This window comes from Roseiarcus sp., assembly GCF_049514155.1.
In the GTDB taxonomy this organism is placed as follows: Bacteria; Pseudomonadota; Alphaproteobacteria; order Rhizobiales; family Beijerinckiaceae; genus Roseiarcus.
The window spans coordinates 1-21,585 of sequence record NZ_JBEKVH010000039.1 but is presented as its reverse complement, the minus strand read 5'-3'; the positions used below and the strand labels follow the sequence as shown (position 1 = coordinate 21,585).

Here is a 21,585-nt window from a genome sequence, read left to right as displayed (position 1 = left end):
GGCGCGGCCGACCGGCCTCAGTGCGACATGAACACCGGCACGGTCATGCTGCCAAGCAGCGTGCGCGTCACGCCGCCCATCAGCGCCTCGCGCAACCGCGAATGGCCGTAGCCGCCGGCGACGATCATATCGGCGCTGGAGTCCGCGGCGTGCGACAACAGCAGATTGGCCGGATCGCCGTCGCCCGGCAGGCGATGGAAGCTCGCCTCGACCCCCAACCGCGCGAACCGCCGCGCGATGCGCTCGCCGCCGTTGACGACCGGCTGCGACAGCACCGCCGCATTGGCGGCGACGATCTCGACATATTTGGCGCGCGCGAGCAACGGCGCGGCGTCGCCGATCGCCCGCGCCGCCGCCTGGCTGCCGTCCCACGCAGCGACGATGCGGTCGAAGCGCGCAGAATCGCGCTGGATGCCGGGCACGACGACGACCGGGCGACCGCTCTCGGCGAGGAGAGCGCCAGCGAGGTCGTTGAGGCTCGGCGGCCGGCCGGGCTCGACCTGCTCGACCACGACCAGGTCGAAGCCGCGCGCAAAGGCCGGCGCGTCGATCGGCTGGACGGCGTGAGGATCGTCGTAGTCGAGCGTCTCGGCCTCGACCCCGGCGGCGCGCGCCTGGGCGGCGAAGCTTAACAGCGCGGCGCGCGCCTTCGCGTCGCGCTCTTCGCGGTCGCCGCGCATCGCCGCGTGGCGCGCCTCGAGCGAGCCGTCGGCGAGCAGCGACAGGTCGCGGCGCGGCCACAGCGCCGTCACGCTCGCTTCGACGCGCTTGGCGAAAGAGAGGACGTAGGGAATCGCCGCCCGGTCGGTTTCCTCCAGAACGACGAGAATGTCTTTGAGCATGTTCCCCCCTCGCGAAGCTCAAGGTCCTGAGACCGAACTATTTTCCCATAAGCTTGCCGCCAAACCCCGATTCAACGCAACAGGATTATGCCGCTCGCCGAGCCGCCGTTAAGGCCCGCCCGGGGGCTTAACGCTTTGTTTGGCGTGAATCGAGTTTGGCGAACGAAGGGTGAAAAAGAACGGTAAAATTCTCCGCGTTCGACGAACTCGGACCCGGAGGTCCCTCGTGTCGCGTCGCTTCGCATTGTGGCTGTCGCCACTTCTGGTCGTATTCGGCGCGACGGGCGCCGGGGCGGCCGATCTCTTCCGCACCGACACCGGCCCCGGCGTCGCCGACTTCTCCGGCGTCGAGATCGGTCCCGACATCGGGGTCGCGCTCGGCACGGCGGGCTCAGCCAATATATCCGGTCCGGCCGGCGGCGCGCATGTCGGCTATAATTTCCAGGCGAGCCGCATCGTCGGCGGCGTCGAAGGCGACGTGACCTTCGGCTCGATCCGCAGCGGCTCGTTCGGGTCGGCCTCTTTCTCCCAGGACTTCCTGTCCTCGGCGCGGGTCAAGGGCGGCTATGTGTTCGGCAATCTGCTCGCCTACGGCACCCTCGGCCCGGCGTGGTCGACGACCGACTACAAATACCTCGGCGATTCGAGCGGCCAGACGGTCAAGGGCCTCGCCTTCGGCATCGGCGCCGAATACCCCATCACGCGCAATGTCTCGCTGCGCGCCGAGCTGCTGCGTTACAATTTCGAAGGGGCGACCTATGTCGTGCCGCCGTCGCCGCAGTCGCTGACGACGTCGACCAACGTCGCGCGCATCGGCGCGAGCGTTCACTTCTGACCTGCGCCGGACCTAGCGCCCCGTCTGGCCGCGGTGGCGCAGGAAGGCGTCGGCGAGCACGCAGGCGACCATCGCCTCGCCGACCGGCGCGGCGCGGATGCCGACGCAAGGGTCGTGGCGCCCGGTGGTGACGATGTCGGTCTCCTCGCCGTCGCGCGTCACGGTTCGGCGCGGCGTCAGGATCGACGAAGTCGGTTTGACCGCGAAGCGCGCGACGATCGACTGACCGGTCGAAATGCCGCCGAGAATTCCGCCGGCGTGGTTGGAGAGAAACCGCGGCCGTCCGCCATTGCCGGCGCGCATTTCGTCGGCGTTCTCTTCGCCGCTCAGCGCCGCCGCGGCGAAGCCGTCGCCGATCTCGACCCCCTTGACCGCATTGACGCTCATCAGCGCGGCGGCGAGCTCGCCGTCGAGCTTGCCGTAGATCGGCGCCCCCCACCCCGCCGGAACGCCCTCGGCGACGACCTCGACCACCGCGCCGACCGACGAACCCGCCTTGCGCACCCCGTCGAGATAGTCGGCGAAACGCGCCGCCGCCTCCGCGTCGGGGCAGAAGAACGGATTGCGCGCGGTTTCGTCCCAGTCCCAGCGCGCGCGGTCGATCGTCAGCTTGCCGATCTGCACCAGCGCGGCGCGGACCCTCACGCCGGGCGTGACCTTGCGCGCGATGGCGCCGGCGGCGACGCGCGCCGCGGTCTCGCGCGCCGAGGACCGCCCGCCGCCGCGATAGTCGCGCACGCCGTATTTGGCCTCGTAAGTGTAATCGGCGTGGCCGGGGCGGAACTTGTCCTTGATCTCAGAATAGTCCTTCGAGCGCTGGTCGACGTTTTCGATCATCACCGCGATCGGCGCGCCGGTGGTGACCTGGCGGCCGGAAAGTTCGTCGATCGTCACGCCGGAGAGTATGCGCGCCGCGTCCGGCTCGCGCCGCTGGGTGGTGAAGCGCGACGTCCCCGGCCGGCGGCGATCGAGATCGGCCTGGATGTCCGCCTCTTCGAGCCCGAGCAGCGGCGGACAGCCGTCAACGACACAGCCGATCGCCGGACCGTGACTCTCGCCGAAGGTGGTGACGCGAAACAGATGGCCGAAGGTGTTGTGGGACATGACGCCAGGCTCCGGCGCTTCATACGGAGACGCCGCACGGCCGTCAAACCCGCGTCGATCCGCCGCAGCGCGCAATGCGCGCCTCACGGCGGCCGAGCGCGCCTCCAGCGGGGCCGTTCATCGTCAATTCAGGTTGAATTCGCCATTGAGATATCGAGTCCGTCGTATGGAACACCGACTCGCTACGGAGAAACGAAATGTTGAAGCAACTCGCCGCCATCGGCATCGGGGCCGCCCTCATTCTTGCGCCGGTCGCCTCGTTCGCGCAGACCGCCGCGCCGACCCCGGCCGCGACCGCCACCCCGATGATGAAGAAGGTCGTCCACCACAAGGTCGTTCACCACGTCGTCAAGAAGCCGATGATGGTCAAGAAGCCGATGGTCAAGCATCACGTCGTGCACCACCACATGGTCAAGAAGCCGATGGCCAAGAAGCCGATGCCGATGCCGACCCCGACCCCGACCAAGTCGTAAGTCGCGCTTCGGATCGAGCCCCTGCGCGCCAGCGACGGTCCGGCGCGCTCAGCTCCAAGGTTCAACGGCCGCTTCCGCCTGATCGGCGAAGCGGCCGTTTTCTTTGAAATTTCTCTATACGCCGGTCCGGGAGACCGCCATGGCGCGCGCGGAGTTCTGGTACGAATTCGCCAGCAGCTATTCGTACCCCGCCGCGATGCGGGTCGGGGCGCTGGCCGCCGAACGCGACGTCGCGCTGGTCTGGCGGCCATTCCTGCTCGGACCTTTGTTCGCTGGTCAGGGCTGGCGCGACTCGCCGTTCAACCTCTATCCCGTCAAGGGCCGCTACATGTGGCGCGACCTCGAGCGCATCTGCGCCGCGCTCGGCCTGCCGCTCACGCGCCCCGACCCTTTCCCGCAGAACAGCCTGCATGCGGCGCGACTCGCGCTGGCGCTCGACGATTCGCTTCGCCCGGCGTTCAGCCGCGCCGTTTATCGCGCCGAATTCGCCGAGGGTCGGCCGATCGACGCGCCGGCGACGCTTGCCCCCCTGCTCGCCGAGATCGGCGTCGACCCCGAGCCGCTGCTTGCGCGCGCGGTCGAGGACGCCAACAAGACCGAGCTGAAGGCGCAAACGGCGCGTGCGGCGGCGCTCGGCCTGCCGGGCGCGCCATGCTTGACGACGCCGGACGGCGAGGTCTTCTGGGGCAACGACCGGCTCGAACAGGGACTCGAATGGGCGCTGGCGCACGCCGCGCGATGAGGGGGCGAAGATGAGAGCGACGCTGACGATAGCGGCCGCGATCGCCTTTCTGGCGGCGGGCCTCTGCGGCGCGAGCGCCGACGAGCGCTGGGCGACCTATGTCAACGACCGGTTCGGCTTCAGCCTCGCCTACCCCGCCGACGTCTTCGTGATGCAGCCGCCGCCGGAAAACGACGACGGCCGCACGCTCGTCGCCTTCGACGGGGCGAAAATCCTCGTCTTCGCCGGCTACAATATCGCCGACGACACGCCGGCTTCGAAGCGCGCTTCGCTCCAGGGCGTCGATTACGCCCTCACCACCTACAACGCGACCGGCAAGAACTGGTTCGTCGTCTCCGGCCATCGCACGATCAGCGGCGTCGATTCGATTTTCTACGAGAAATACATCGTGTCGGCGGCGTCGGACACGATCCACAGCCTGATCGTCACCTACCCCGCCAAGTTCAAGGCGCGCTACGATCCGATCGTCGATCGCGTCGCTGCGTCTTTCGCGGGACCCTGACCGGCAAGAAAGGCGTTTCGCCGGCTCGCGCGCGCCGGACGAAATGAGGACATGACCGCGCGGGGATGGAGACCTCGATCGTGCCTTCCGAACCCCTTACGCGAGCCAATGCGACGCGCCGCCTGCGCCGCGCCGTCGATCCGATCGGCAATCTTCTTTCGGAGGCGTTCCATCTTCTCGGCCTGTTCGCGATCGGCGCGGCGACGGTCTGGGCCGCAGCGGCCGCCTTCGTGGCGATGATCGCCAAGGGCCACGCCTCGCTCGAGGATCTGCTGCTGCTGTTCATCTACCTCGAAATCGGCTCGATGGTCGGCATCTACTTCAAGACCAACCACATGCCGGTGCGCTTTCTGATCTACGTCGGGATCACCGCGCTGACGCGCCACTTGATCGTCGTGGTGCAGAGCGAGGCGGCGCCTGACGTCGGCGTTCTGATCCTCGCCGGCGGCACGCTGGTCATGGCGCTCGCGGTGCTGGTCGTCCGCTACGCTTCCTTTCATTATCCCAGCGAGAGCGACAAGGGCGACGACGCGGGCCACGACGCGTAGCGCCGCGTTCACAGCGCTCCGACCCTTTTCAACGCCTCGATCCGCTCGTCCGAGAAGCCGATTTCATGCAGGATCGCCTCACCCTCCGCGCCTGGCGCGGCGGACGGCCGGCTGATTTCGGCCGGCGTGCGCGAAAAGCGCGGCGCGGGCGCGGGCTGCGGCGCGCCGCCGACGTCGACGAAGGTCCGGCGGGCGAGATTATGCGGATGGCGCGGCGCCTCGGCGACATCGAGGACCGGCGCGACGCAGGCGTCCGAACCGGCGAACAGCGCCGACCATTCGTCGCGCGATCGTTCGGCGAAGGCGGCTTCGAGCCTCGCCCGGATCGCCGGCCAGGCGCGGGGATTCCAGCGGTCGGCGAACGCGCCGGACTCGAGCCCGAGCTTGTCGACCAGCGCGGCGAAGAACTGCGGCTCCAGCGCGCCGACGGCGACCCACTTGCCGTCGGCGCAGCGATAGACGCCGTAGAATGGCGCGCCGCCGTCGAGGAGGTTCGCCTGCCGCTCGGCGCGCCAGCGCCCCCTCGCTTTCAGACTGTAGGTCATCGCCATGAGCAGGCTGGCGCCGTCGGTCATCGCCGCGTCGACGACCTGTCCGCGCCCCGAACCGCGCGCTTCGATCAGCGCGCAGGCGACGCCGAAGGCGAGAAACATCGCGCCGCCGCCGAAATCGCCGATGAGGTTGAGCGGCGGGGCCGGCGCGTCCTTGGCGCCGATGGCGTGCAGCGCGCCGGTCAGAGCGATGTAGTCGATGTCGTGGCCGGCGGTCGCCGCCAGCGGCCCTTCCTGACCCCAGCCGGTGATCCGGCCGAAGACGAGGCGGGGATTGCGGGCAAGGCAAGCTTGCGGGCCGAGGCCGAGTCGCTCCATCACGCCGGGGCGGAAGCCCTCGATCAGCGCGTCGGCGCCGGCGACGAGGTCGAGCGCGGCGGCGACCGCCTCAGCCTTCTTCAGGTCGAGGGCGATCGAGCGGCGGCCGCGATCGAGAAGGCCGCCGGCGATCGCGTCGAAGGCGTCGACCTCGGCGGTCGGCTTGCGGTCGATGCGCACGACCTCCGCCCCCATGTCCGCGAGCAGCATGCCGGCGAAGGGCGCCGGGCCGACGCCGGCCATTTCGATGATCTTGACGCCCGCCAACGGACCCATCAGCGTCCCTTCCGCTGGTCGCAGTTATGAACGCCGATATTGACGGAGAGAAGAGCGGGGATTGCGAGCCGATGTGGCAGCGATTAAGCTAGCTTAATCTAGATTGCGAGCTCCCCATGAACGAGATTGGCGCTTTCGAAGCGAAAAACAAGCTTGGACAACTGCTTGACCGAGTCGAGCGCGGCGAAGAGATCGTGATCACGCGGCACGGCAAACCCGTCGCGCGCCTTGCCCCGGCAGGCGCCGGTCACAATGTCGACCGTGCTCGGGAGGCGGCGCGGCGCATTCGCGAACGCGCCGATAACCTCGGCCTCGGGCGGTTCGAATGGGGCGAGTGGAAGGGCTACCGCGACGAAGGTCGCCAATGAGCCTCGTTCTCGACAGTTCCGCGACGCTCGCTTGGATTTTCGGCGACGAAACGACCGAGTCGATTCGGACCGTGTTCGAGCAAGTCATCGAGCGCGGCGCCTTCGTTCCGACGCTGTGGCGGCTTGAAGTGGCGAACAGCCTGACGACAGCGGCGAGGCGAGGCCGGATTGACCCAGCGTTCCGCGACTCGGCGCTCGCCGATCTCGGCGCGATGGGCGTCATCGTCGATTCCGCCACCGAGATGAACGCGTGGGGCGCCACGCTATCGATCGCCGACCGCTGCAAGCTGACCGTCTACGACGCGGCTTATGTCGAACTCGCCCAGCGTCGCGGATTGCCGTTGGCGACGCTGGATGGCGAAATGGCGGCGGCTTGCGACGCGCTCGGGCTTCGCCGCCTCGGCGCGTAGCCGCCGCGCCGCGGTTTCTATCCCGCTAGGCAGCAGCGTTTGTATTTCTTGCCGCTGCCGCAGGGGCACGGATCGTTGCGGCCAATTCCGCGCAGCGGATTGATATAGGGAGCTTCGCCACCATACCCGCCCCTGCCGCCGCTCAAATCCTCCTGCGCGAACGCATGGTCCCCGCCGTAGGACCATGACGCGAGCGTATCGATGACGTTCTCAAACGGCTTCACGCCGTCCGCTTCGAAGCCAGCGAGACCGGAGGAGTGTTTGCGCGCTAGTTTCACCTGCTCGTCGAAGTGTTTGAGGCCGAACTCGCGCGGATCGACCCAACCGTCTGCGTGCAGGTTCGCGACTTCGGACCGCATGTCGTCGTAGCCGAGATTGGCGACGGTCTCCGCCCAGGATTGCCACAGGTACGATTCGTCGCGCGGTTTCATTTCGAGCCGCAGCCGCGCGAGATAGGCGCGCATCTCTTCGTCGCTGAGAATCGCCCGCTCGCGCGTGAGCCAGCCGAGCGCCTTGAGCGCCGCAACACGCGCAAATTCGTCGCCGCCCTCCGACTCGATTGCGCCCATCAGCGGGTGGGGATCGCCATCGCAGACGTTGATGAGGATTCCGCCCAGAGTCTCCGTCACCGCGTCGCCGAGGAAGGCGATCGCCTCCTCGCTTTCGCCGATCAGCCGGCAGAGCGGCGCATAGGCGCGCGCGTCGCGCATTTCGCCGCAGAGGTGGACGATGAAGAGGACTTCGTCTTCGGCGATCTCGTCGCGCGCCGCCGGACTGGCGGCGAAGGCGCGAAGCCGGGCGATGAAGCGCGGCCCGGCGGCCTCCCAATGATCCAGCGCCCATTGCAACGCCACGCGCGGCATCTCTTGGGCGTTGGCGAACTGACGCAGAGCTTCGTCGACGTTCATGGGTGGAGATCTCGTGTCGAGCGCCCACTTAGCCGCGGCGGCGGCGGCGAGGCAATGGCCTGGTCAGCGACCCCACAAGCCTCGGCCTGCCGCCACGAGCAGCGCCGCGCCGGAGACAAGCGTCAGCAAGAGCGCGACTCTCCCCACCGCCTGCGCACCGCCTTTGCCGACGAGCCTCGCGCCGAGGAACGAGGCGACGAGCGCGACCGGCGCGACCAGCGCGAACAGGCGCAGGTCCGCTGGGTCGACGACGCCGGTGCGCGCATAGGCGGCGAGGGTCAAGACGGCGACGACGATCGCAAAGGCTTTGACCGTCGCGCGCCGCGGCTCGCGTTTCCAGCCGCGCAAGCGCGTCCACATCGCCGCCGGCGCGGCGGCGAGGCCGCTGAGCCCGCCGAGGACGCCGCCGACGACGCCGACAAAGGCGTCGGCGCCGATTCCGCCGGCCTTGACCCGCGCCGAGTCGCGGCCCGCCAGCGCGTATAGTCCGAACAGCGTCAGCAGCGCCCCGACCGCCAGGCGGAAACGCGCCGGATCGGAATTGTGCAGCAGGAAGACGCCGAGCGGCACGCCGAGCGCGCCGCCGACGACGAACGGCGCGACGCGCTTGAGATCGAAGCCGCCGCGCAGCGGGAACAGGCTCGCGACCTGGCCGAGCAGCGCGCCGAACACGGCGAGCGGCGCGGCGAGTTGCGGCGGGAGAATCCACGCCCACAGGCTCATCGCGACCAGCGGAAATTCGAGTTCGGCGGCGCCCTCGACGAAGCCGGCGAGCGCCGCCCCGAGCGCAACGGCGCCGATCGTCAGCCAGGCGGCGGGCGGCACGCCGGCTCAGCCGCCGCCGCGGCGGCGCAGGGCGGCCTCGCGGATGCCGGTCAAAGTCGTCGCCGGCGCAATCGCTTCGGGATCGATCTTCACATGCAGGATCGACGGCTTGCCCGACGCCAGCGCGCGCGCGAAGGCGGGCGCGAACGCTTCCGTCGTCTCCACCGTCTCGCCGTGGCCGCCGTAAGCGCGCGCCAGGGCGGCGAAGTCGGGATTGCGCAATTGCGTCGCGCTGACCCGGCCGGGATATTCGCGCTCCTGGTGCATGCGGATGGTGCCGTACATGCCGTTGTCGATCACGACGACGACGACCGGCAGATCGTATTGGACGGCGGTGGCGAATTCCTGGCCGTTCATCAGGAAGTCGCCGTCGCCGGAAAAAGCGATCGCGACGCGCTCGGGATCGGCGCGCTTGGCGGCGATCGCCGCCGGCACGCCGAAGCCCATCGAGCCCGAAGCGGGGCCGAGCTGCTGGTTGAAGCGGCGGAAGCGCAGGAAGCGGCCTGGCCAGATGGCGAAATTGCCGGCGCCGTTGGCGTAAGTCGCGTCGGGCGCGAGCTGGCGCAAAGCCAGCATGATCTCGCCGAGCTGCACCGGGCCGGGATTGGCCGGCGGCTGGCCGGTCCAGGCGAGGAAGGCTTCGCGCGCGGCGCGCGTCTCGCCGCCCCAGCAAAGCGCGTTGGGCGGCTGCAGGCCCTCCAGCGCGGCGCAGAAGGCCGGCGGCGTGGCGACGATCCCAAGCCGGGGGTGATAGACGCGGCCGATCTCGGCGGAATCGGCGTGGACATGAACCAACGCCTGGCGCGGGGCGGGAATGCCGAACAGCGCGTAGCTCTGCGACGGCGTCTCGGCCATGCGGCCGCCAATCAGCAGCACGAGATCGGCCGCCTCGACCCGCGCCTTGAGCTTGGGATTGACGCCGAGCCCGAGCTCGCCGGCGAAATTGGGATGGTCGTTGTCGACCACGCTGGAGCGGCGGAACGAGGCGATCAGCGGCAGCTCGAAGCGCTCGGCGAAGCGTGTCAGCGCCGCGCCGGCGCGCGCGTTCCAGCCGCCGCCGCCGAAGATCACGACCGGCCGCTCCGCCGCCCACAGGAGCTTCTGCAGCTCGGCCATCTGCGTCGGACCGGGCCAGATCGCCGCCGGCTCGACCCGCGGCGCGTCGACGACCTGCGCGACCTCGGTGAGGACGTCCTCCGGCAGCGCGACGACGACCGGACCGGGGCGGCCCTGCATCGCGGTGTGGAAGGCGCGCTGGACGATCTCCGGCAGACGGGCGGGATCCTCGACTTCGGTCGCCCATTTGGCGGTCGAGCCGAAGAAGGCGCGATAGTCCATCTCCTGGAAGGCGCCGCGGCCGCGCATGGAGCGTTCGACCTGACCGACGAACAGCACCAGCGGCGCCGAATCGTGCTCGGCGATATGGACGCCATGAGCGGCGTTGGTCGCGCCCGGCCCGCGAGTGACGAAGCAGACCCCCGGGCGGCCGGTGAGCCGGCCGTCGGTCAGCGCCATGATCGCCGCCCCGGTCTCCTGGCGGCAGACCGTCACCGCGATCTTGGCGTCGTAGAGCGCGTCGAGCGCGGCGAGATAGGACTCGCCCGGCACGCAATAGACCCGCTCGACCCCCTGGGCGACCAGCTGGTCGACGAGGATCTGGCCGCCGGTGCGGGAAACGTCAGCCTGCATCTGGAATCGCGCTCCACGCTGTCGAGGAAATCTGAAGCGCTTGTGGCGCCTCGACGCGCCGGCGGCAAGGCGGACCGCGCGCGCCTGCTCCCACCCACCTGCGTCAAGATATCACTTGATATCTAAATCTCATGTGATATTCAAACCGCATGAGCCCCTTAACCCGCAAGCGCGTCAGCCGCGAACAAAGTCAGGCCCAGACCCGCGAGCGGCTGCTGGAGGCGGCCGGGCGCGAAGTCGTGCGCGGCGGCGTCATGGCCGCTTCCCTGCGCGGCATCTGCGAAGCGGCCGGCTATTCGCAGGGCGCGTTCTATTCGAACTTCGACAGCAAGGACGACCTGCTGCTCGAACTGATGGCGCGGCACATGCGCGAGGAGACCCAGGCGCTGCGCGCGCTGATCGCGGCAAGCGCCGATTCCGACCTCGACGCCACCTTGCGCCGCATATCCGAGCGCCTCGCCGAGCTGTCGCAGACGGCCGAATGGTCGCTGCTCGCCGTCGAGCTCCAGCTCTACGCCCGGCGCGACGCGGCCTTCGCCGCGCGCTACGACGCCGCCAAGGCCGCCTACCACGCCGAATTCGCCGCCGCGCTCGACGAACTGGTGCAGCGCTATCGCCTGCGGCCGGCGCTCGCCAGCCTGCAGATGGCGATCGGCCTCTACGCTCTGTGGTGCGGCTTCGCCGTACAGGGGACGGTCAGCGCCGCCATCCCGCGCGGCGAGATGCTGCTCGCCTTTTTCCGCGCCGTCACCGGCGCCCCGACCCGATCGTCCAACTCAGGAGACATCGCATGACCGTCCGTTCCCACCTCGATCCCGCGACCAGCCAGGTGTGGCTGGTCGGCGGCGGAATCGCCTCGATGGCGGCGGCGGTCTTCCTTATCCGCGACGCCGGCATGCCCGCTCCGCACATCCATATTCTCGAAGAGCTCGAGATCGAAGGCGGCTCGCTCGACGGCGCCAAGTCGCCGGTGCAGACCGGCTACGTCACCCGCGGCGGCCGCATGCTCGAGGAGGAAGCGTACCAGACGCTGTGGAACCTGCTCGATTCGATCCCGTCGCTGGAAAATCCCGACGTGACGATCCGCCGCGAGACGCTCGATTTCAGCGCGCGGGTGAAGACCGAGGCGCACGCCCGCCTGGTCGACCGCAACCATAGGATCGTCGACGCCGGCGTCTACGGCTTCAGCCACCGCGATCGGCTGGAGATGACCCGCCTGCTCGCGACGTCCGAACGCCGGCTCGGCGCGCGCCGCATCGACGAACTGTTCTCCGAGCATTTCTTCTCGACCAACTTCTGGCAGATGTGGCGCACGACGTTCGCGTTTCAGAACTGGCATTCCGCGACCGAGCTGAAGCGCTACATGCTGCGGTTCATCCAGGAATTCCCGCGCCTGCACACGCTTTCGGGCGTCCGCCGCACCAAGTACAACCAGTACGATTCGATCGCCCGGCCGATCCAGCGCTGGCTTGTCGAGCAAGGCGTCGACGTGCGCTTCGGCGCCCGCGTCGTCGACGTCGATTTCGACCAGTCCGATCCCGCCGACCGCCGCGTCACGCGCCTGCATCTGCGAAGCCGGGACGGCGAGTCGACCATCGCGCTCGCGCCCGACGACGTCGCGATGCTGACGCTCGGCTCGATCACCGCCGACGCGACCTACGGCGGCAACGACGCCGCGCCCGAGCTGATCCGCGACCGGCGCGACGGCGGCTGGGCGCTGTGGGACGAGATCGCGCGCAAGGCCAAGGATTTCGGCCGTCCCAACACGTTCTACGGCAACATCGATGAGAACAAGTGGGAGTCGTTCACCCTGACGATGCACGGCGACGCGCTGCTGAAGCGCATTGTCGAATTCTCGGGCAACCCGCCCGGCACGGGAGCGCTGATGACGTTCTTCGAGTCGAAGCAGCTGATGTCGATCGTCGTGCCCTATCAGCCGCACTTCCCCGACATGCCGCCGGACACTTACACGCTGTGGGGCTACGCGCTGTTCATCGACGAGAAGGGCGACTATGTGAACAAGCCGATGGCCCAATGCACCGGCCGCGAGATCCTGACCGAGCTGATCGGCCAGTTGGGATTCGACGACATGCTCGACCAGGCGCTGGCGACGACCGACGTGACCACCGCGATGATGCCCTACGCCTCGGCGGAGTTCAGCCGGCGAATCCCGGAAGACCGGCCGCTGGTCATTCCCCAAGGCGCGCGCAACTTCGCCTTCCTCGGCCAGTTCGTCGAGCTGCCCGAGGACGTCGTCTTCACCGTCGAATATTCCGTCCACTGCGCCATGCACGCCGTCTACGCGCTCTACGGCGTCGATAAGGCCATCCCGCCGATCTATCACGGCCTCGCCGACCCGAAAGTCGGCCTGCAGGCGGTGGCGTCGGCCTACCGGTGACCACGCTCGCGATGCGTCATGGCTGGGTCTGTCCCCGCCGTGACGCAGCGCTCGTTTTGAAGGCGACCTCTAACGCCGCGACGGCGGCCGGGATCAGCCGAAAGCCGGCTTGGCGCGGCCAGCGCCCGCAATCCGCGGTTTGACCTTCGGCGCCGCGATCAGCCCTTCGCGAATCGCAACCTTGCGTGCGAGCTTGCGGGCGCGGCGAATGGCTTCCGCCTTCTCGCGCACCCGCTTTTCCGACGGCTTTTCGTAGGCCTTGCGACGCTTCATTTCCCGGAAGATTCCCTCGCGCTGCATCTTTTTCTTGAGGTACTTCAGGGCCTGTTCGACGTTGTTGTCCCGTACGAGAACTAGCAAAAGATCTCCAATCCGACGCTGGCCGACCGCGGGCGCGGGGCGCGCCCAATCGATCGATCGCAGATCAGGAGTCGCCGCACCCGGCGTTCTCCAGTCGAGGCCATCATAGACCTCGCCGCGCCGAATGTCGGAATAATCGCACGCGGTCCGGATTCGCCTGACCGCGAACGCGCTCCTTCGCCCCCGCCCCTTGCGCGCGAGGCGGCGCGTCGCCATTCTCTGCCGCCATGCCCGCTCCCGGCGAAACCCCTGCTGCCGAAGCCAGCGTCCTGGCCAACCTCGACGCGCGGTCACGCGAGATCTTCCGCCGCATCGTCGACTCCTATCTGGCCAGCGGAGAGCCGGTCGGCTCGCGTCACCTCTCGCGCATTCTGCCGATCTCGCTGTCGCCCGCCTCGGTGCGCAACGTCATGCAGGACCTCGAGGAGCTCGGCCTGGTTTACGCGCCCCACACCAGCGCCGGCCGCCTGCCGACCCAGCAGGGCTTGCGCTTCTACGTCGACGCACTGCTCGAGTTCGGCGGCCTGGCGCGCGAGGAACGCGCGCGGATCGACAACCAGGTGCGCGCCGCCGCCGAGGAAGCCGGCTTCGAAGGCGCGCTGACCGAGGCGACCGCCCTGCTCTCCGACCTGACGCACGGCGCCGGCGTCGTCGTCACCTCGAAGGACAATGTCCGGCTCAAGCATGTCGAGTTCGTCCGTCTCGACCCCGAGCGGGCGCTGGCGGTGCTGGTCGGCGAGGACGGCTCGGTCGAGAACCGCGTCGTCGCGACGCCGGCCGGCATGCCGGCCTCGACCCTGGCCGAGGCGGCCAACTATCTCAACGCCCAAGTCCGCGGCCGCACGCTGGCGGAAGCGCGCGAGGATGTAGCGCGGTCGCGCGAGGCGGCGCGCGGCGAACTCGACGCGCTGGCGGCGCGGCTGGTCGACGCCGGCCTCGCCTCGTGGACGGGGGCGGAGGAGGCGAGCCGTCAATTGATCGTTCGCGGCCAGGCCAACCTGATCGCCGACCTGCACGCCGACGCCGATCTCGAACGCATCCGCCGCCTGTTCGCCGACCTCGAGACGCAGACCGACGTCATCGACCTGCTGCACCGGGCGGAGGCCGGCGAAGGGGTGAAGATCTTCATCGGCGCGGAGAACAAGCTGTTCTCGCTGTCAGGCTCGTCGATGATCGCCGCGCCGCTGCGCGGCGGCGACCGGCGGGTGGCGGGGGTGCTCGGCGTGATCGGCCCGACCCGCCTCAATTACGGCCGCATCGTGCCGATGGTCGAATACGCCGCGCAGGTGCTCGGCGACCTCAAACGGTCGCGTTGAGCCGATATGGAGCGAGGCGGCGTTTTGGTTTAGAAGCGGGCCGGCCGCAGCGGGGAGGCGCCATGACCAACGCAACCAACGGAACTCAGCCCCACAGCCTCGGCTTGGCCATCGAGCATCTGCGCGCGCGCTGGGGCGAGATCGTCGCCTTCGGCGCGCTGCTGGTCGTGCTCGGCGTCGCCGCATTGTGCTTCACCCTGCCCTCGACCGTGGCGACCGTCACCCTCAACGGCGTTTTCTTTCTCGTCGCCGGCGTGGCCGAGATCGGCGTCGGCGCACACGCCAAGAGCTGGGCGCGGTTCTTCCTGTGGATCATCGGCGGCGCGATTTATCTGGCCGCGGGCGTCGTCTGCATCATCAATCCGACCTTCGCCAAGTTCGCCCTGACGCTGGCGCTCGGGGCGGGCCTGATCGCGGCGGCCGCGGTGCGCGCCTATCTCGCCTTTCATCTGCCGTCGGGCAATGCGCGCGCCATGGTCCTGCTCGCCGCGGCGGTCACCTTCCTGCTCGGCCTCGTCATCGTCGTCCACTGGCCAACCGACTCCCACTATGTCTTGGGAATCCTGCTCGGAGTCGATTTGCTGTTTCATGGAATCGGCTGGGCGACCTTCGGGATCGGCCTCAGGCCGCGCCGCTGATCGGCCGAGCGGTCGCCGACGGCCGTTCCGAATGCTGAAAATCGCGCCATTTGAGCGCTTTGCGGGCGAGTGGGCGGCGGTGCGAATTTTTTCGCCGGTTTGATCGTCGTCATGAACGGGCTCGCGGACAGCGGATAGGTCGAAGGCGGTTCCGCCGCCGTCAGGCTCTGTCTCTGCCGCCGCGCGGGAAATACCTTCGCATGGGCCGCTCGACGCCTGAGCCTCGATCGTGGTCCGATTTCTGGGAGGCGGTTGATGACGAAATGGGTTTATTCATTCGGTCCCGAGAAGACCGAAGGCCGTGGAGCGATGAAGAATCTGCTCGGCGGCAAGGGCGCGAATCTGGCTGAAATGGCCTTCCTCGGCCTGCCGGTGCCGCCCGGCTTCACCATCTCTACCGAACTCTGCACCTATTTCTACGGCAATGGCCGCACCTACCCGGCCGACCTCGCCGCGCAGGTCGACGAGGCGATCGCCGCCGTCAACCGGCAGACGGGGCGCGTGTTCGGCGACCCCGCCAACCCGCTGCTCGTCTCGGTCCGCTCCGGCGCCCGCGCCTCGATGCCGGGCATGATGGACACCGTCCTCAACCTCGGCCTCAACGACGAATCGGTGAAGACCCTCGCCAAGACCTCCGGCGACGAGCGTTTCGCCTACGACAGCTACCGCCGGTTCATCCAGATGTATTCGAGCGTCGTGCTCGAGTTCGATCACAACGCGTTCGAGGAAATCCTTGAAGCCCTGAAGGACAAGAAGGGCCTGCACCTCGACACCGACCTCTCCGCCGCCGATTGGCGCGAGATCATCGTCTCCTACAAGGCCGCCGTGCAGAAGGGTATCGGCAAGCCGTTCCCGCAGGACCCGCGCGACCAGTTGTGGGGCGCGATCGGCGCGGTGTTCGGCTCGTGGATGAACGCGCGCGCGATCACCTACCGCCGGCTCAACGAAATTCCCGCCGACTGGGGCACCGCGGTCAACGTTCAGGCGATGGTGTTCGGCAACATGGGCGAGACGAGCGCCACCGGCGTCGCCTTCACCCGCAACCCGTCGACCGGCGAGAACAAGCTTTACGGCGAGTTCCTGGTCAACGCGCAGGGCGAGGACGTCGTCGCCGGCATTCGCACCCCGCAGAACATCACCGAGGAGGCGCGCAAGGCGGCCGGCTCCGACAAGCCTTCGCTCGAGACGGTGATGCCGGCGGTGTTCAAGGAGTTCGTCGCGACGACGAAGTTGCTTGAGAAGCACTACCGCGACCTTCAGGACATGGAGTTCACCGTCGAACGCGGCAAGCTGTGGATGCTGCAGACCCGCAACGGCAAGCGCACGGCGCGCGCCGCGCTGCGCGTCGCGGTCGAGATGGCGACTGAGGGCCTGCTGACCAAGGAAGAGGCGATCACCCGCATCGAGCCGGCGACCCTCGACCAGTTGCTGCACCCGACGATCGATCCGAGCGTCAAGCGCAAGCCTTTTGCTTCGGGCCTGCCCGCCTCGCCCGGCGCCGCGTGCGGCGAGATCGTGTTCACCGCCGACGAGGCTGAGGCGCTTCAGGCGGCCGGCCACAAGGTGTTGCTGGTGCGTGTCGAGACCTCGCCCGAGGACATTCACGGCATGCACGCCGCCGAGGGCATCCTGACGACCCGCGGCGGCATGACTTCGCACGCGGCGGTCGTCGCGCGCGGCATGGGCAAGCCCTGCGTCGCCGGCGCCGGCTCAATCCGCATCGACTACGCGACGCAGACGATGCAGGCGGGCGGCGTCACCCTGAAGAAGGGCGACGTCATCACCATCGACGGCGCCGCCGGCCAGGTGCTGGTCGGCGCGGTGCCGATGGTCAAGCCGGAGATGACCGACGAGTTCTCGACGCTGATGACATGGGCCGACGGGGTGCGCCGGATGAAGGTGCGCGCCAACGCCGAGACGCCGCTCGACGCGCGCACCGCGCGCGGCTTCGGCGCCGAAGGCATCGGCCTGTGCCGCACCGAGCACATGTTCTTCGAGGGCGAGCGCATCGTCGCGATGCGCGAGATGATCCTCTCGGAGACCGAAGAAGGCCGGCGCGCCGCGCTCGCCAAACTGCTGCCGATGCAGCGGCAGGACTTCACCGATCTGTTCGAGATCATGACCGGCCTGCCGGTCACGATCCGACTGCTCGACCCGCCGCTGCACGAGTTCCTGCCGCACACCGACGGCGAGATCGCCGAAGTTTCCAAGGCGATGGGCGTTCCGGCCGACAAGCTGCGCGCCCGCTCCAACGAACTGCACGAGTTCAACCCGATGCTCGGGTTCCGTGGCGTGCGGCTCGCGGTCCGCTATCCCGAGATCGCGGAAATGCAGGCGCGGGCGATCTTCGAAGGCGCGGTCGAGGCCAGCCGCAAGACGGGCGCGCCGGTCATCGCCGAGGTCATGATCCCGGTGACGTTCGGCAGGCCCGAAGTCGACATGGTCAAGGCGATCATCGTCGCCACGGCGGAGGCGGTGGCCAAGGAGACCGGAGTCAAGGTGCCCTACACGGTCGGCACGATGATCGAGCTGCCGCGCGCTGCGTTGCAGGCGGGCGAGATCGCCAAGACGGCCGAGTTCTTCTCGTTCGGCACCAACGACCTCACCCAGACCACGCTCGGCGTTTCGCGCGACGACGCGGCCTCGTTCCTCGGCATCTACGTGCAGAAGGGGCTGCTGCCGGCCGATCCGTTCGTCAGCATCGACACCGTCGGCGTCGGCGAAATGATCAAGATCGCCGTCGAACGCGGCCGCGCCACCCGTCCGAACATGAAGATGGGCATCTGCGGCGAGCACGGCGGCGATCCGTCCTCGATCACCTTCTGCGAGTCGGTGAAACTCGACTATGTTTCGTGCTCGCCTTTCCGCGTGCCGATCGCTCGCCTCGCGGCGGCGCAGGCGGCGCTCGGCCAGTCAGGCGCGAACCGGACGGCGTAAGCGTAGTGCATCGGCGCCTTGCCCGCAGGGCGAGGCGCCGTCGCGTACCGCGTGACATCACGAGTTGCGTTGCGCCGGCGACATCGTTCGCCGGCGCATTTTCTTTGCCCGCAGCCGGCGAGCCTTTCCTCCGCCCTCGCCGCAAACGGGAAGAGGGCTTTGCGTTGCTGCGGCGCCTTCTCGTTCACGGTGACTTGGTTGTAGAATTCGCCCGTCTCCTGCTCGACGCCGATGCGGCGGAGGGCTTGATTTGGCTGCAAAAGAGATTGTCACTGAGAAAGATCGAGAGGGCGGAATGACTGACCGAGAGATTGGCGTCGGAATCGTCGGATTTGGACTGGGCGGGCGGGTCTTTCATGCGCCGTTTGTGAACGCCGTGACCGGGCTGCGTTTGGCCGCGATTCTGCAACGCAAGGGCGATGAAGCCGCCAAGGCCTTTCCCGCCGCGCGGATCGTGCGTTCGCTCGACGAGATGCTGGCGGACAAGACGATCGAGCTGGTCGTCGTCACGACGCCGAATGCGACGCATTTCGAGCTGGCCAAGCAGGCGCTCGCGGCGGGCAAGCACGTCGTCGTCGACAAGCCCTTCGCGGCGACCAGCGAGCAGGCGTTGAAGCTCAGCCGGCTCGCCAAGGACAAGGGGCTGTTGGCGGCTCCGTTTCACAATCGCCGCTGGGACGGGGATTTCCTGACCGTCAAGAAGCTGATCGCCGAGCAGGCGGTCGGGCGGCTCGTCACCTTCGAGTCGCACTTCGATCGCTTCCGCCCTCTGCCGCGCGCCGGGCTGTGGCAGGAGGCGGAGAATCCGGCGAACGGGATGCTGTTCGACCTGGGACCGCATCTGGTCGATCAGGCGCTAGCGCTCTTCGGCCTGCCGGACTCGATCACCGCGAGCGTCCGCTCGGATCGCGACGGAACGGCGATCGAGGACGCCTTCGACATTACGCTGAGCTATCCGGGGGCGAACGGCAAAGGGCTGCTGGCGCATTGCCGAACGAGCTATCTCGCCTGCCACAACGCGCCGCGATTCCTGCTGCACGGGACGAAAGGCAGCTTCATCAAGCACGGGCTCGATCCGCAAGAGCCTGCGCTGGTCGGCGGCGCGCAAGTTCCCAAGCTGGGATCGCCGGGCGTGTGGCTGCAGGAGGACGAGTCGGCATGGGGCGCGCTGACGGTCGCGCCGAATCCGGCCGCTCCGGAGAAGCTGATCAAGAGCCAGGTGAAGACCGAGCTCGGCGACTATCGCGGCTTCTACGCCAACGTACGCGACGCGATCCTTGGCGCGGCGCCGCCCGCTTTGACGGCGCAGGACGGATTGCGCGTCGTCCGGATGCTGGAGCTGGCGCGCCAGAGCTCCGCCGAGGGCCGCACGCTGAAGGTGAGGCTGTAACGCCGATTGCAGTGGCGCGGGCCTCCGCGCCCGCGGCGCGCGGCCGGGGACGGCCGCGCTACTGAGGGACGGCGGCCCCTCACGAGTTGCAGTCCGCTCCGCCCTTGCCGATCTCGAGGCCGTTGACTCGGTTTCGTCGATCTTGGTGCCGCCATTGAGGCCGGTGACGAGGAAATTGATCGGCTGCGCCGTTTTCTCGGTCACGGTGATCTGATTGTAGAATTCGCCCTTGATCCGATCGAGGCCGATGGTGATCTCGCCGTCCTTCGGCGGGCTGGCGCCGAGCGGCGCCAAGCGCGGAACGCCCGCGACCGGCTTGCCGTCGACGATCGCAATCGGGATCGTCAGCTCGGTCCCCGGCTTGACGTCGAACGGATGCAGGGTCTGTGGCGGCGCGACATGGCGCAAAGCGGCGTGACGGGGCAGTTGGCGCCGCGGCGCGGCGACGGCGAGCGTGACCCCGAGCGCCAGGGCGAGCGCGGAAATGACGACGATCCTCATGGCGACTCGCAACGTTGGGTTGGCGGGGGCCAGTCTACTCCGACCGCCGGCCGCGCCAAGCCGGGACGCTGGCGGCGGGCGGGCGCTTCCAGTCCTCCGGGAACCCCTCCCGCGAATCTCCCCCTACCGCTTCTTCACTGCGATCCTGGCGATCTCGCGCATGATCTTCAGCACGCCCTCGAGGCGGTCGGGCAGTTCGTCGAATTCGCCGGAGACGACGATGCGCATGTCGGGGCGGACGCGCGCGTTCGGCCCCTGCGCCGAGACCCACTTCACCAACCCGGCCGGATCGGCGAAGGCATTGTCGCGGAAGGCGAGCGTCAGGCCCTTGGCCCCGGCTTCGAGCTTCTCGACATGGGCGCGCCGGCACAGAACTTTGATCGACACCAGCTTGATCAGCAGCGCAACTTCGGGCGGCGGCGGGCCGAAGCGGTCGACGATCTCGGCCCCCATCGCCTCGATTTCCGCGTCCTCCTCCAGCGCCGACAGGCGGCGATAGAGACCGAGCCGGGTCGTCAGATCGGGGATGTAGCGTTCGGGGATCGTCACCGGACTGCCGAGCGAGATCGTCGGCGACCACAGCTCCTGCGCCGGCTCCTCGTCGCCGCTCTTCAGCCGTTCGATCGCCTCCTGCACCATCTGCTGATAAAGCTCGTAGCCGACTTCCTTGATGTGGCCCGACTGCTCTTCGCCGAGCAGATTGCCGGCGCCGCGCAGATCGAGATCGTGGCTGGCGAGCTGGAAGCCCGCGCCTAAGGTGTCGAGCGATTGCAGCACCGCGAGCCGCTTTTCCGCCTGCGGCGTGATCGGCTTCTTGGTCGGCGTGGTGAAGATCGCGTAGGCGCGCGCCTTCGCCCGGCCGACCCGGCCGCGCAATTGATAGAGCTGCGCCAAGCCGAACATGTCGGCGCGATGGACGATCAGGGTGTTGGCGCGCGGGATGTCGAGGCCGGATTCGACGATCGAGGTCGACAGCAGGATGTCGTACTTGCCGTCGTAGAAGGCGCCGATCTTGTCCTCGAGCTCGCTCGCCGCCATCTGGCCGTGGGCGACGACGAATTTCGCCTCCGGCACGTTCTGGCGCAGGAACGCCGCCGCCTCGTCGAGATCGTCGATGCGCGGGCAGACGTAGAACGACTGGCCGCCGCGATAGCGCTCGCGCAGCAGCGCCTCGCGCACGATCAGCGCGTCGAACGGCGAGACGAACGAGCGCACCGCCAGCCGGTCGATCGGCGGCGTGGCGATGATCGACAGCTCGCGCACGCCGCTCATCGCCAGTTGCAGCGTGCGCGGAATCGGCGTCGCCGACAGGGTCAGCACGTGAACCTCGGCGCGCAGCTCTTTGAGCCGCTCCTTATGGCCGACGCCGAAGTGCTGCTCCTCGTCGATGACGACGAGGCCGAGTTCCTTGAACGAAACCGTCTTGCCGAGCAGCGCGTGCGTGCCGATGGCGATGTCGACCGTGCCTTCGGCGAGTCCCTTCTTCGTTTCGCGCTGTTCGGCGGCGCCGACCATGCGCGACAGCAGGCCGATGGTGACCGGCAGGCCGACGAAGCGCGCGGCGAAAGTCTTGGCGTGCTGGCGGGCGAGCAGCGTCGTCGGCGCGACGATCGCCGTCTGCTTGCCGTTGATGGCGGCGCTGAAGGCGGCGCGC

The 21,585-nt window shown here is 68.4% G+C and carries 21 protein-coding genes; 13 read left to right on the top strand and 8 right to left on the bottom strand.

Going from position 1 to position 21,585, the window contains the following annotated elements:
* Positions 1 to 17: 17 nt before the first annotated feature.
* Positions 18 to 842, bottom strand: coding sequence for a universal stress protein (locus tag ABSF49_RS08085; RefSeq protein WP_424112131.1), 825 nt, complete (start codon positions 840 to 842; stop codon positions 18 to 20).
* A gap of 226 nt (positions 843 to 1,068) precedes the next feature.
* Between ABSF49_RS08085 and ABSF49_RS08080 the strand changes: the two genes are divergently transcribed.
* Positions 1,069 to 1,677 (top strand): outer membrane protein, encoded by a 609-nt coding sequence (locus tag ABSF49_RS08080; protein ID WP_424112130.1) that lies wholly within the window; start codon positions 1,069 to 1,071, stop codon positions 1,675 to 1,677.
* A gap of 12 nt (positions 1,678 to 1,689) precedes the next feature.
* Here the strand turns inward: ABSF49_RS08080 and aroC are convergent, their stop codons facing one another.
* Positions 1,690 to 2,781 (bottom strand): chorismate synthase, encoded by a 1,092-nt coding sequence (gene aroC, locus ABSF49_RS08075; protein ID WP_424112129.1) that lies wholly within the window; start codon positions 2,779 to 2,781, stop codon positions 1,690 to 1,692.
* A 197-nt stretch (positions 2,782 to 2,978) separates the two neighbouring features.
* On the opposite strand from aroC, the gene ABSF49_RS08070 reads away from it, so the two are divergent.
* From ABSF49_RS08070 to ABSF49_RS08055, 4 genes are all read left to right on the top strand, one after another.
* Positions 2,979 to 3,254 carry a hypothetical protein gene (locus ABSF49_RS08070; RefSeq protein ID WP_424112128.1) on the top strand — a complete coding sequence of 92 codons (276 nt, stop codon included), beginning with the start codon at positions 2,979 to 2,981 and terminating at the stop codon, positions 3,252 to 3,254.
* A gap of 139 nt (positions 3,255 to 3,393) precedes the next feature.
* Positions 3,394 to 3,996, top strand: a complete 603-nt coding sequence (locus ABSF49_RS08065; RefSeq protein ID WP_424112127.1) for a 2-hydroxychromene-2-carboxylate isomerase — start codon at positions 3,394 to 3,396, stop codon at positions 3,994 to 3,996.
* Positions 3,997 to 4,006: 10 nt separating this feature from the next.
* A complete protein-coding gene (locus tag ABSF49_RS08060) occupies positions 4,007 to 4,498 on the top strand; it encodes a hypothetical protein (RefSeq protein ID WP_424112126.1) in 492 nt (163 codons plus the stop codon).
* 80 nt (positions 4,499 to 4,578) lie between these two features.
* The gene (locus ABSF49_RS08055) at positions 4,579 to 5,046 is read left to right on the top strand and encodes a phosphate-starvation-inducible protein PsiE (RefSeq protein ID WP_424112125.1); all 468 of its coding nucleotides are present in this window, start codon (positions 4,579 to 4,581) and stop codon (positions 5,044 to 5,046) included.
* An 8-nt stretch (positions 5,047 to 5,054) separates the two neighbouring features.
* Here ABSF49_RS08055 and ABSF49_RS08050 read toward each other — a convergent pair whose 3' ends face one another.
* Positions 5,055 to 6,191 carry a CaiB/BaiF CoA transferase family protein gene (locus ABSF49_RS08050; RefSeq protein ID WP_424112124.1) on the bottom strand — a complete coding sequence of 379 codons (1,137 nt, stop codon included), beginning with the start codon at positions 6,189 to 6,191 and terminating at the stop codon, positions 5,055 to 5,057.
* A gap of 116 nt (positions 6,192 to 6,307) precedes the next feature.
* On the opposite strand from ABSF49_RS08050, the gene ABSF49_RS08045 reads away from it, so the two are divergent.
* Positions 6,308 to 6,559: a type II toxin-antitoxin system Phd/YefM family antitoxin gene (locus ABSF49_RS08045; RefSeq protein ID WP_424112123.1), complete on the top strand. Its 252-nt coding sequence runs from the start codon at positions 6,308 to 6,310 to the stop codon at positions 6,557 to 6,559.
* Positions 6,556 to 6,969 (top strand): type II toxin-antitoxin system VapC family toxin, encoded by a 414-nt coding sequence (locus ABSF49_RS08040; protein WP_424112122.1) that lies wholly within the window; start codon positions 6,556 to 6,558, stop codon positions 6,967 to 6,969. Before ABSF49_RS08045 ends, ABSF49_RS08040 begins: the two co-directional genes overlap by 4 nt.
* 17 nt (positions 6,970 to 6,986) lie before the next feature.
* Here the strand turns inward: ABSF49_RS08040 and ABSF49_RS08035 are convergent, their stop codons facing one another.
* The 3 genes from ABSF49_RS08035 to ABSF49_RS08025 all read right to left on the bottom strand — a co-directional run bounded on the left by ABSF49_RS08035 (position 6,987) and on the right by ABSF49_RS08025 (position 10,391).
* Positions 6,987 to 7,877, bottom strand: a complete 891-nt coding sequence (locus ABSF49_RS08035; protein ID WP_424112121.1) for a DUF1186 domain-containing protein — start codon at positions 7,875 to 7,877, stop codon at positions 6,987 to 6,989.
* 63 nt (positions 7,878 to 7,940) lie between these two features.
* On the bottom strand, positions 7,941 to 8,702 hold the full coding sequence (locus ABSF49_RS08030; RefSeq protein WP_424112120.1) for a TSUP family transporter: 762 nt from the start codon (positions 8,700 to 8,702) through the stop codon (positions 7,941 to 7,943).
* Positions 8,703 to 8,708: 6 nt separating this feature from the next.
* Entirely contained in the window at positions 8,709 to 10,391 is a 1,683-nt protein-coding gene (locus tag ABSF49_RS08025; RefSeq protein ID WP_424112119.1) for a thiamine pyrophosphate-binding protein, read from the bottom strand.
* 149 nt (positions 10,392 to 10,540) lie between these two features.
* On the opposite strand from ABSF49_RS08025, the gene ABSF49_RS08020 reads away from it, so the two are divergent.
* Together ABSF49_RS08020 and ABSF49_RS08015 are read left to right on the top strand one after the other, a co-directional pair.
* Entirely contained in the window at positions 10,541 to 11,185 is a 645-nt protein-coding gene (locus ABSF49_RS08020; protein ID WP_424112118.1) for a TetR/AcrR family transcriptional regulator, read from the top strand.
* Positions 11,182 to 12,789, top strand: a complete 1,608-nt coding sequence (locus ABSF49_RS08015; RefSeq protein ID WP_424112117.1) for an oleate hydratase — start codon at positions 11,182 to 11,184, stop codon at positions 12,787 to 12,789. The genes ABSF49_RS08020 and ABSF49_RS08015 overlap by 4 nt, the downstream gene beginning before the upstream one ends.
* Positions 12,790 to 12,882: 93 nt before the next feature.
* Here the strand turns inward: ABSF49_RS08015 and rpsU are convergent, their stop codons facing one another.
* On the bottom strand, positions 12,883 to 13,149 hold the full coding sequence (rpsU, locus tag ABSF49_RS08010) for a 30S ribosomal protein S21 (RefSeq protein WP_424112137.1): 267 nt from the start codon (positions 13,147 to 13,149) through the stop codon (positions 12,883 to 12,885).
* 227 nt (positions 13,150 to 13,376) lie between these two features.
* Here rpsU and hrcA point away from each other — a divergent pair, with 227 nt between their 5' ends.
* The 4 genes from hrcA to ABSF49_RS07990 all read left to right on the top strand — a co-directional run bounded on the left by hrcA (position 13,377) and on the right by ABSF49_RS07990 (position 19,430).
* Complete coding sequence (hrcA, locus tag ABSF49_RS08005; protein WP_424112116.1) at positions 13,377 to 14,465, top strand: heat-inducible transcriptional repressor HrcA; 1,089 nt, start codon at positions 13,377 to 13,379, stop codon at positions 14,463 to 14,465.
* Positions 14,466 to 14,527: 62 nt separating this feature from the next.
* The gene (locus tag ABSF49_RS08000; RefSeq protein WP_424112115.1) at positions 14,528 to 15,103 is read left to right on the top strand and encodes an HdeD family acid-resistance protein; all 576 of its coding nucleotides are present in this window, start codon (positions 14,528 to 14,530) and stop codon (positions 15,101 to 15,103) included.
* Between the two features lie 255 nt (positions 15,104 to 15,358).
* A complete protein-coding gene (gene ppdK / locus ABSF49_RS07995) occupies positions 15,359 to 18,040 on the top strand; it encodes a pyruvate, phosphate dikinase (RefSeq protein WP_424112114.1) in 2,682 nt (893 codons plus the stop codon).
* A 295-nt stretch (positions 18,041 to 18,335) separates the two neighbouring features.
* The gene (locus tag ABSF49_RS07990; RefSeq protein ID WP_424112113.1) at positions 18,336 to 19,430 is read left to right on the top strand and encodes a Gfo/Idh/MocA family oxidoreductase; all 1,095 of its coding nucleotides are present in this window, start codon (positions 18,336 to 18,338) and stop codon (positions 19,428 to 19,430) included.
* A gap of 624 nt (positions 19,431 to 20,054) precedes the next feature.
* On the opposite strand, the gene ABSF49_RS07985 is transcribed toward ABSF49_RS07990, so the two are convergent.
* A partial coding sequence (locus tag ABSF49_RS07985; RefSeq protein ID WP_424112112.1) for a TRCF domain-containing protein occupies positions 20,055 to 21,585 on the bottom strand: 1,531 nt, incomplete at its 5' end.

Bases quoted from the DNA above. Each gene is read 5' to 3' on its own strand.
- ABSF49_RS08085 (WP_424112131.1), bottom strand. From the start codon at position 842: ATGCTCAAAGACATTCTCGTCGTTCTGGAGGAAACCGACCGGGCGGCG.
- aroC (WP_424112129.1), bottom strand. From the start codon at position 2,781: ATGTCCCACAACACCTTCGGCCATCTGTTTCGCGTCACCACCTTCGGC.
- ABSF49_RS08070 (WP_424112128.1), top strand. From the start codon at position 2,979: ATGTTGAAGCAACTCGCCGCCATCGGCATCGGGGCCGCCCTCATTCTT.
- ABSF49_RS08065 (WP_424112127.1), top strand. From the start codon at position 3,394: ATGGCGCGCGCGGAGTTCTGGTACGAATTCGCCAGCAGCTATTCGTAC.
- ABSF49_RS08060 (WP_424112126.1), top strand. From the start codon at position 4,007: ATGAGAGCGACGCTGACGATAGCGGCCGCGATCGCCTTTCTGGCGGCG.
- ABSF49_RS08050 (WP_424112124.1), bottom strand. From the start codon at position 6,191: ATGGGTCCGTTGGCGGGCGTCAAGATCATCGAAATGGCCGGCGTCGGC.
- ABSF49_RS08045 (WP_424112123.1), top strand. From the start codon at position 6,308: ATGAACGAGATTGGCGCTTTCGAAGCGAAAAACAAGCTTGGACAACTG.
- ABSF49_RS08040 (WP_424112122.1), top strand. From the start codon at position 6,556: ATGAGCCTCGTTCTCGACAGTTCCGCGACGCTCGCTTGGATTTTCGGC.
- ABSF49_RS08035 (WP_424112121.1), bottom strand. From the start codon at position 7,877: ATGAACGTCGACGAAGCTCTGCGTCAGTTCGCCAACGCCCAAGAGATG.
- ABSF49_RS08025 (WP_424112119.1), bottom strand. From the start codon at position 10,391: ATGCAGGCTGACGTTTCCCGCACCGGCGGCCAGATCCTCGTCGACCAG.
- ABSF49_RS08020 (WP_424112118.1), top strand. From the start codon at position 10,541: ATGAGCCCCTTAACCCGCAAGCGCGTCAGCCGCGAACAAAGTCAGGCC.
- ABSF49_RS08015 (WP_424112117.1), top strand. From the start codon at position 11,182: ATGACCGTCCGTTCCCACCTCGATCCCGCGACCAGCCAGGTGTGGCTG.
- hrcA (WP_424112116.1), top strand. From the start codon at position 13,377: ATGCCCGCTCCCGGCGAAACCCCTGCTGCCGAAGCCAGCGTCCTGGCC.
- ABSF49_RS08000 (WP_424112115.1), top strand. From the start codon at position 14,528: ATGACCAACGCAACCAACGGAACTCAGCCCCACAGCCTCGGCTTGGCC.
- ppdK (WP_424112114.1), top strand. From the start codon at position 15,359: ATGACGAAATGGGTTTATTCATTCGGTCCCGAGAAGACCGAAGGCCGT.
- ABSF49_RS07990 (WP_424112113.1), top strand. From the start codon at position 18,336: ATGACTGACCGAGAGATTGGCGTCGGAATCGTCGGATTTGGACTGGGC.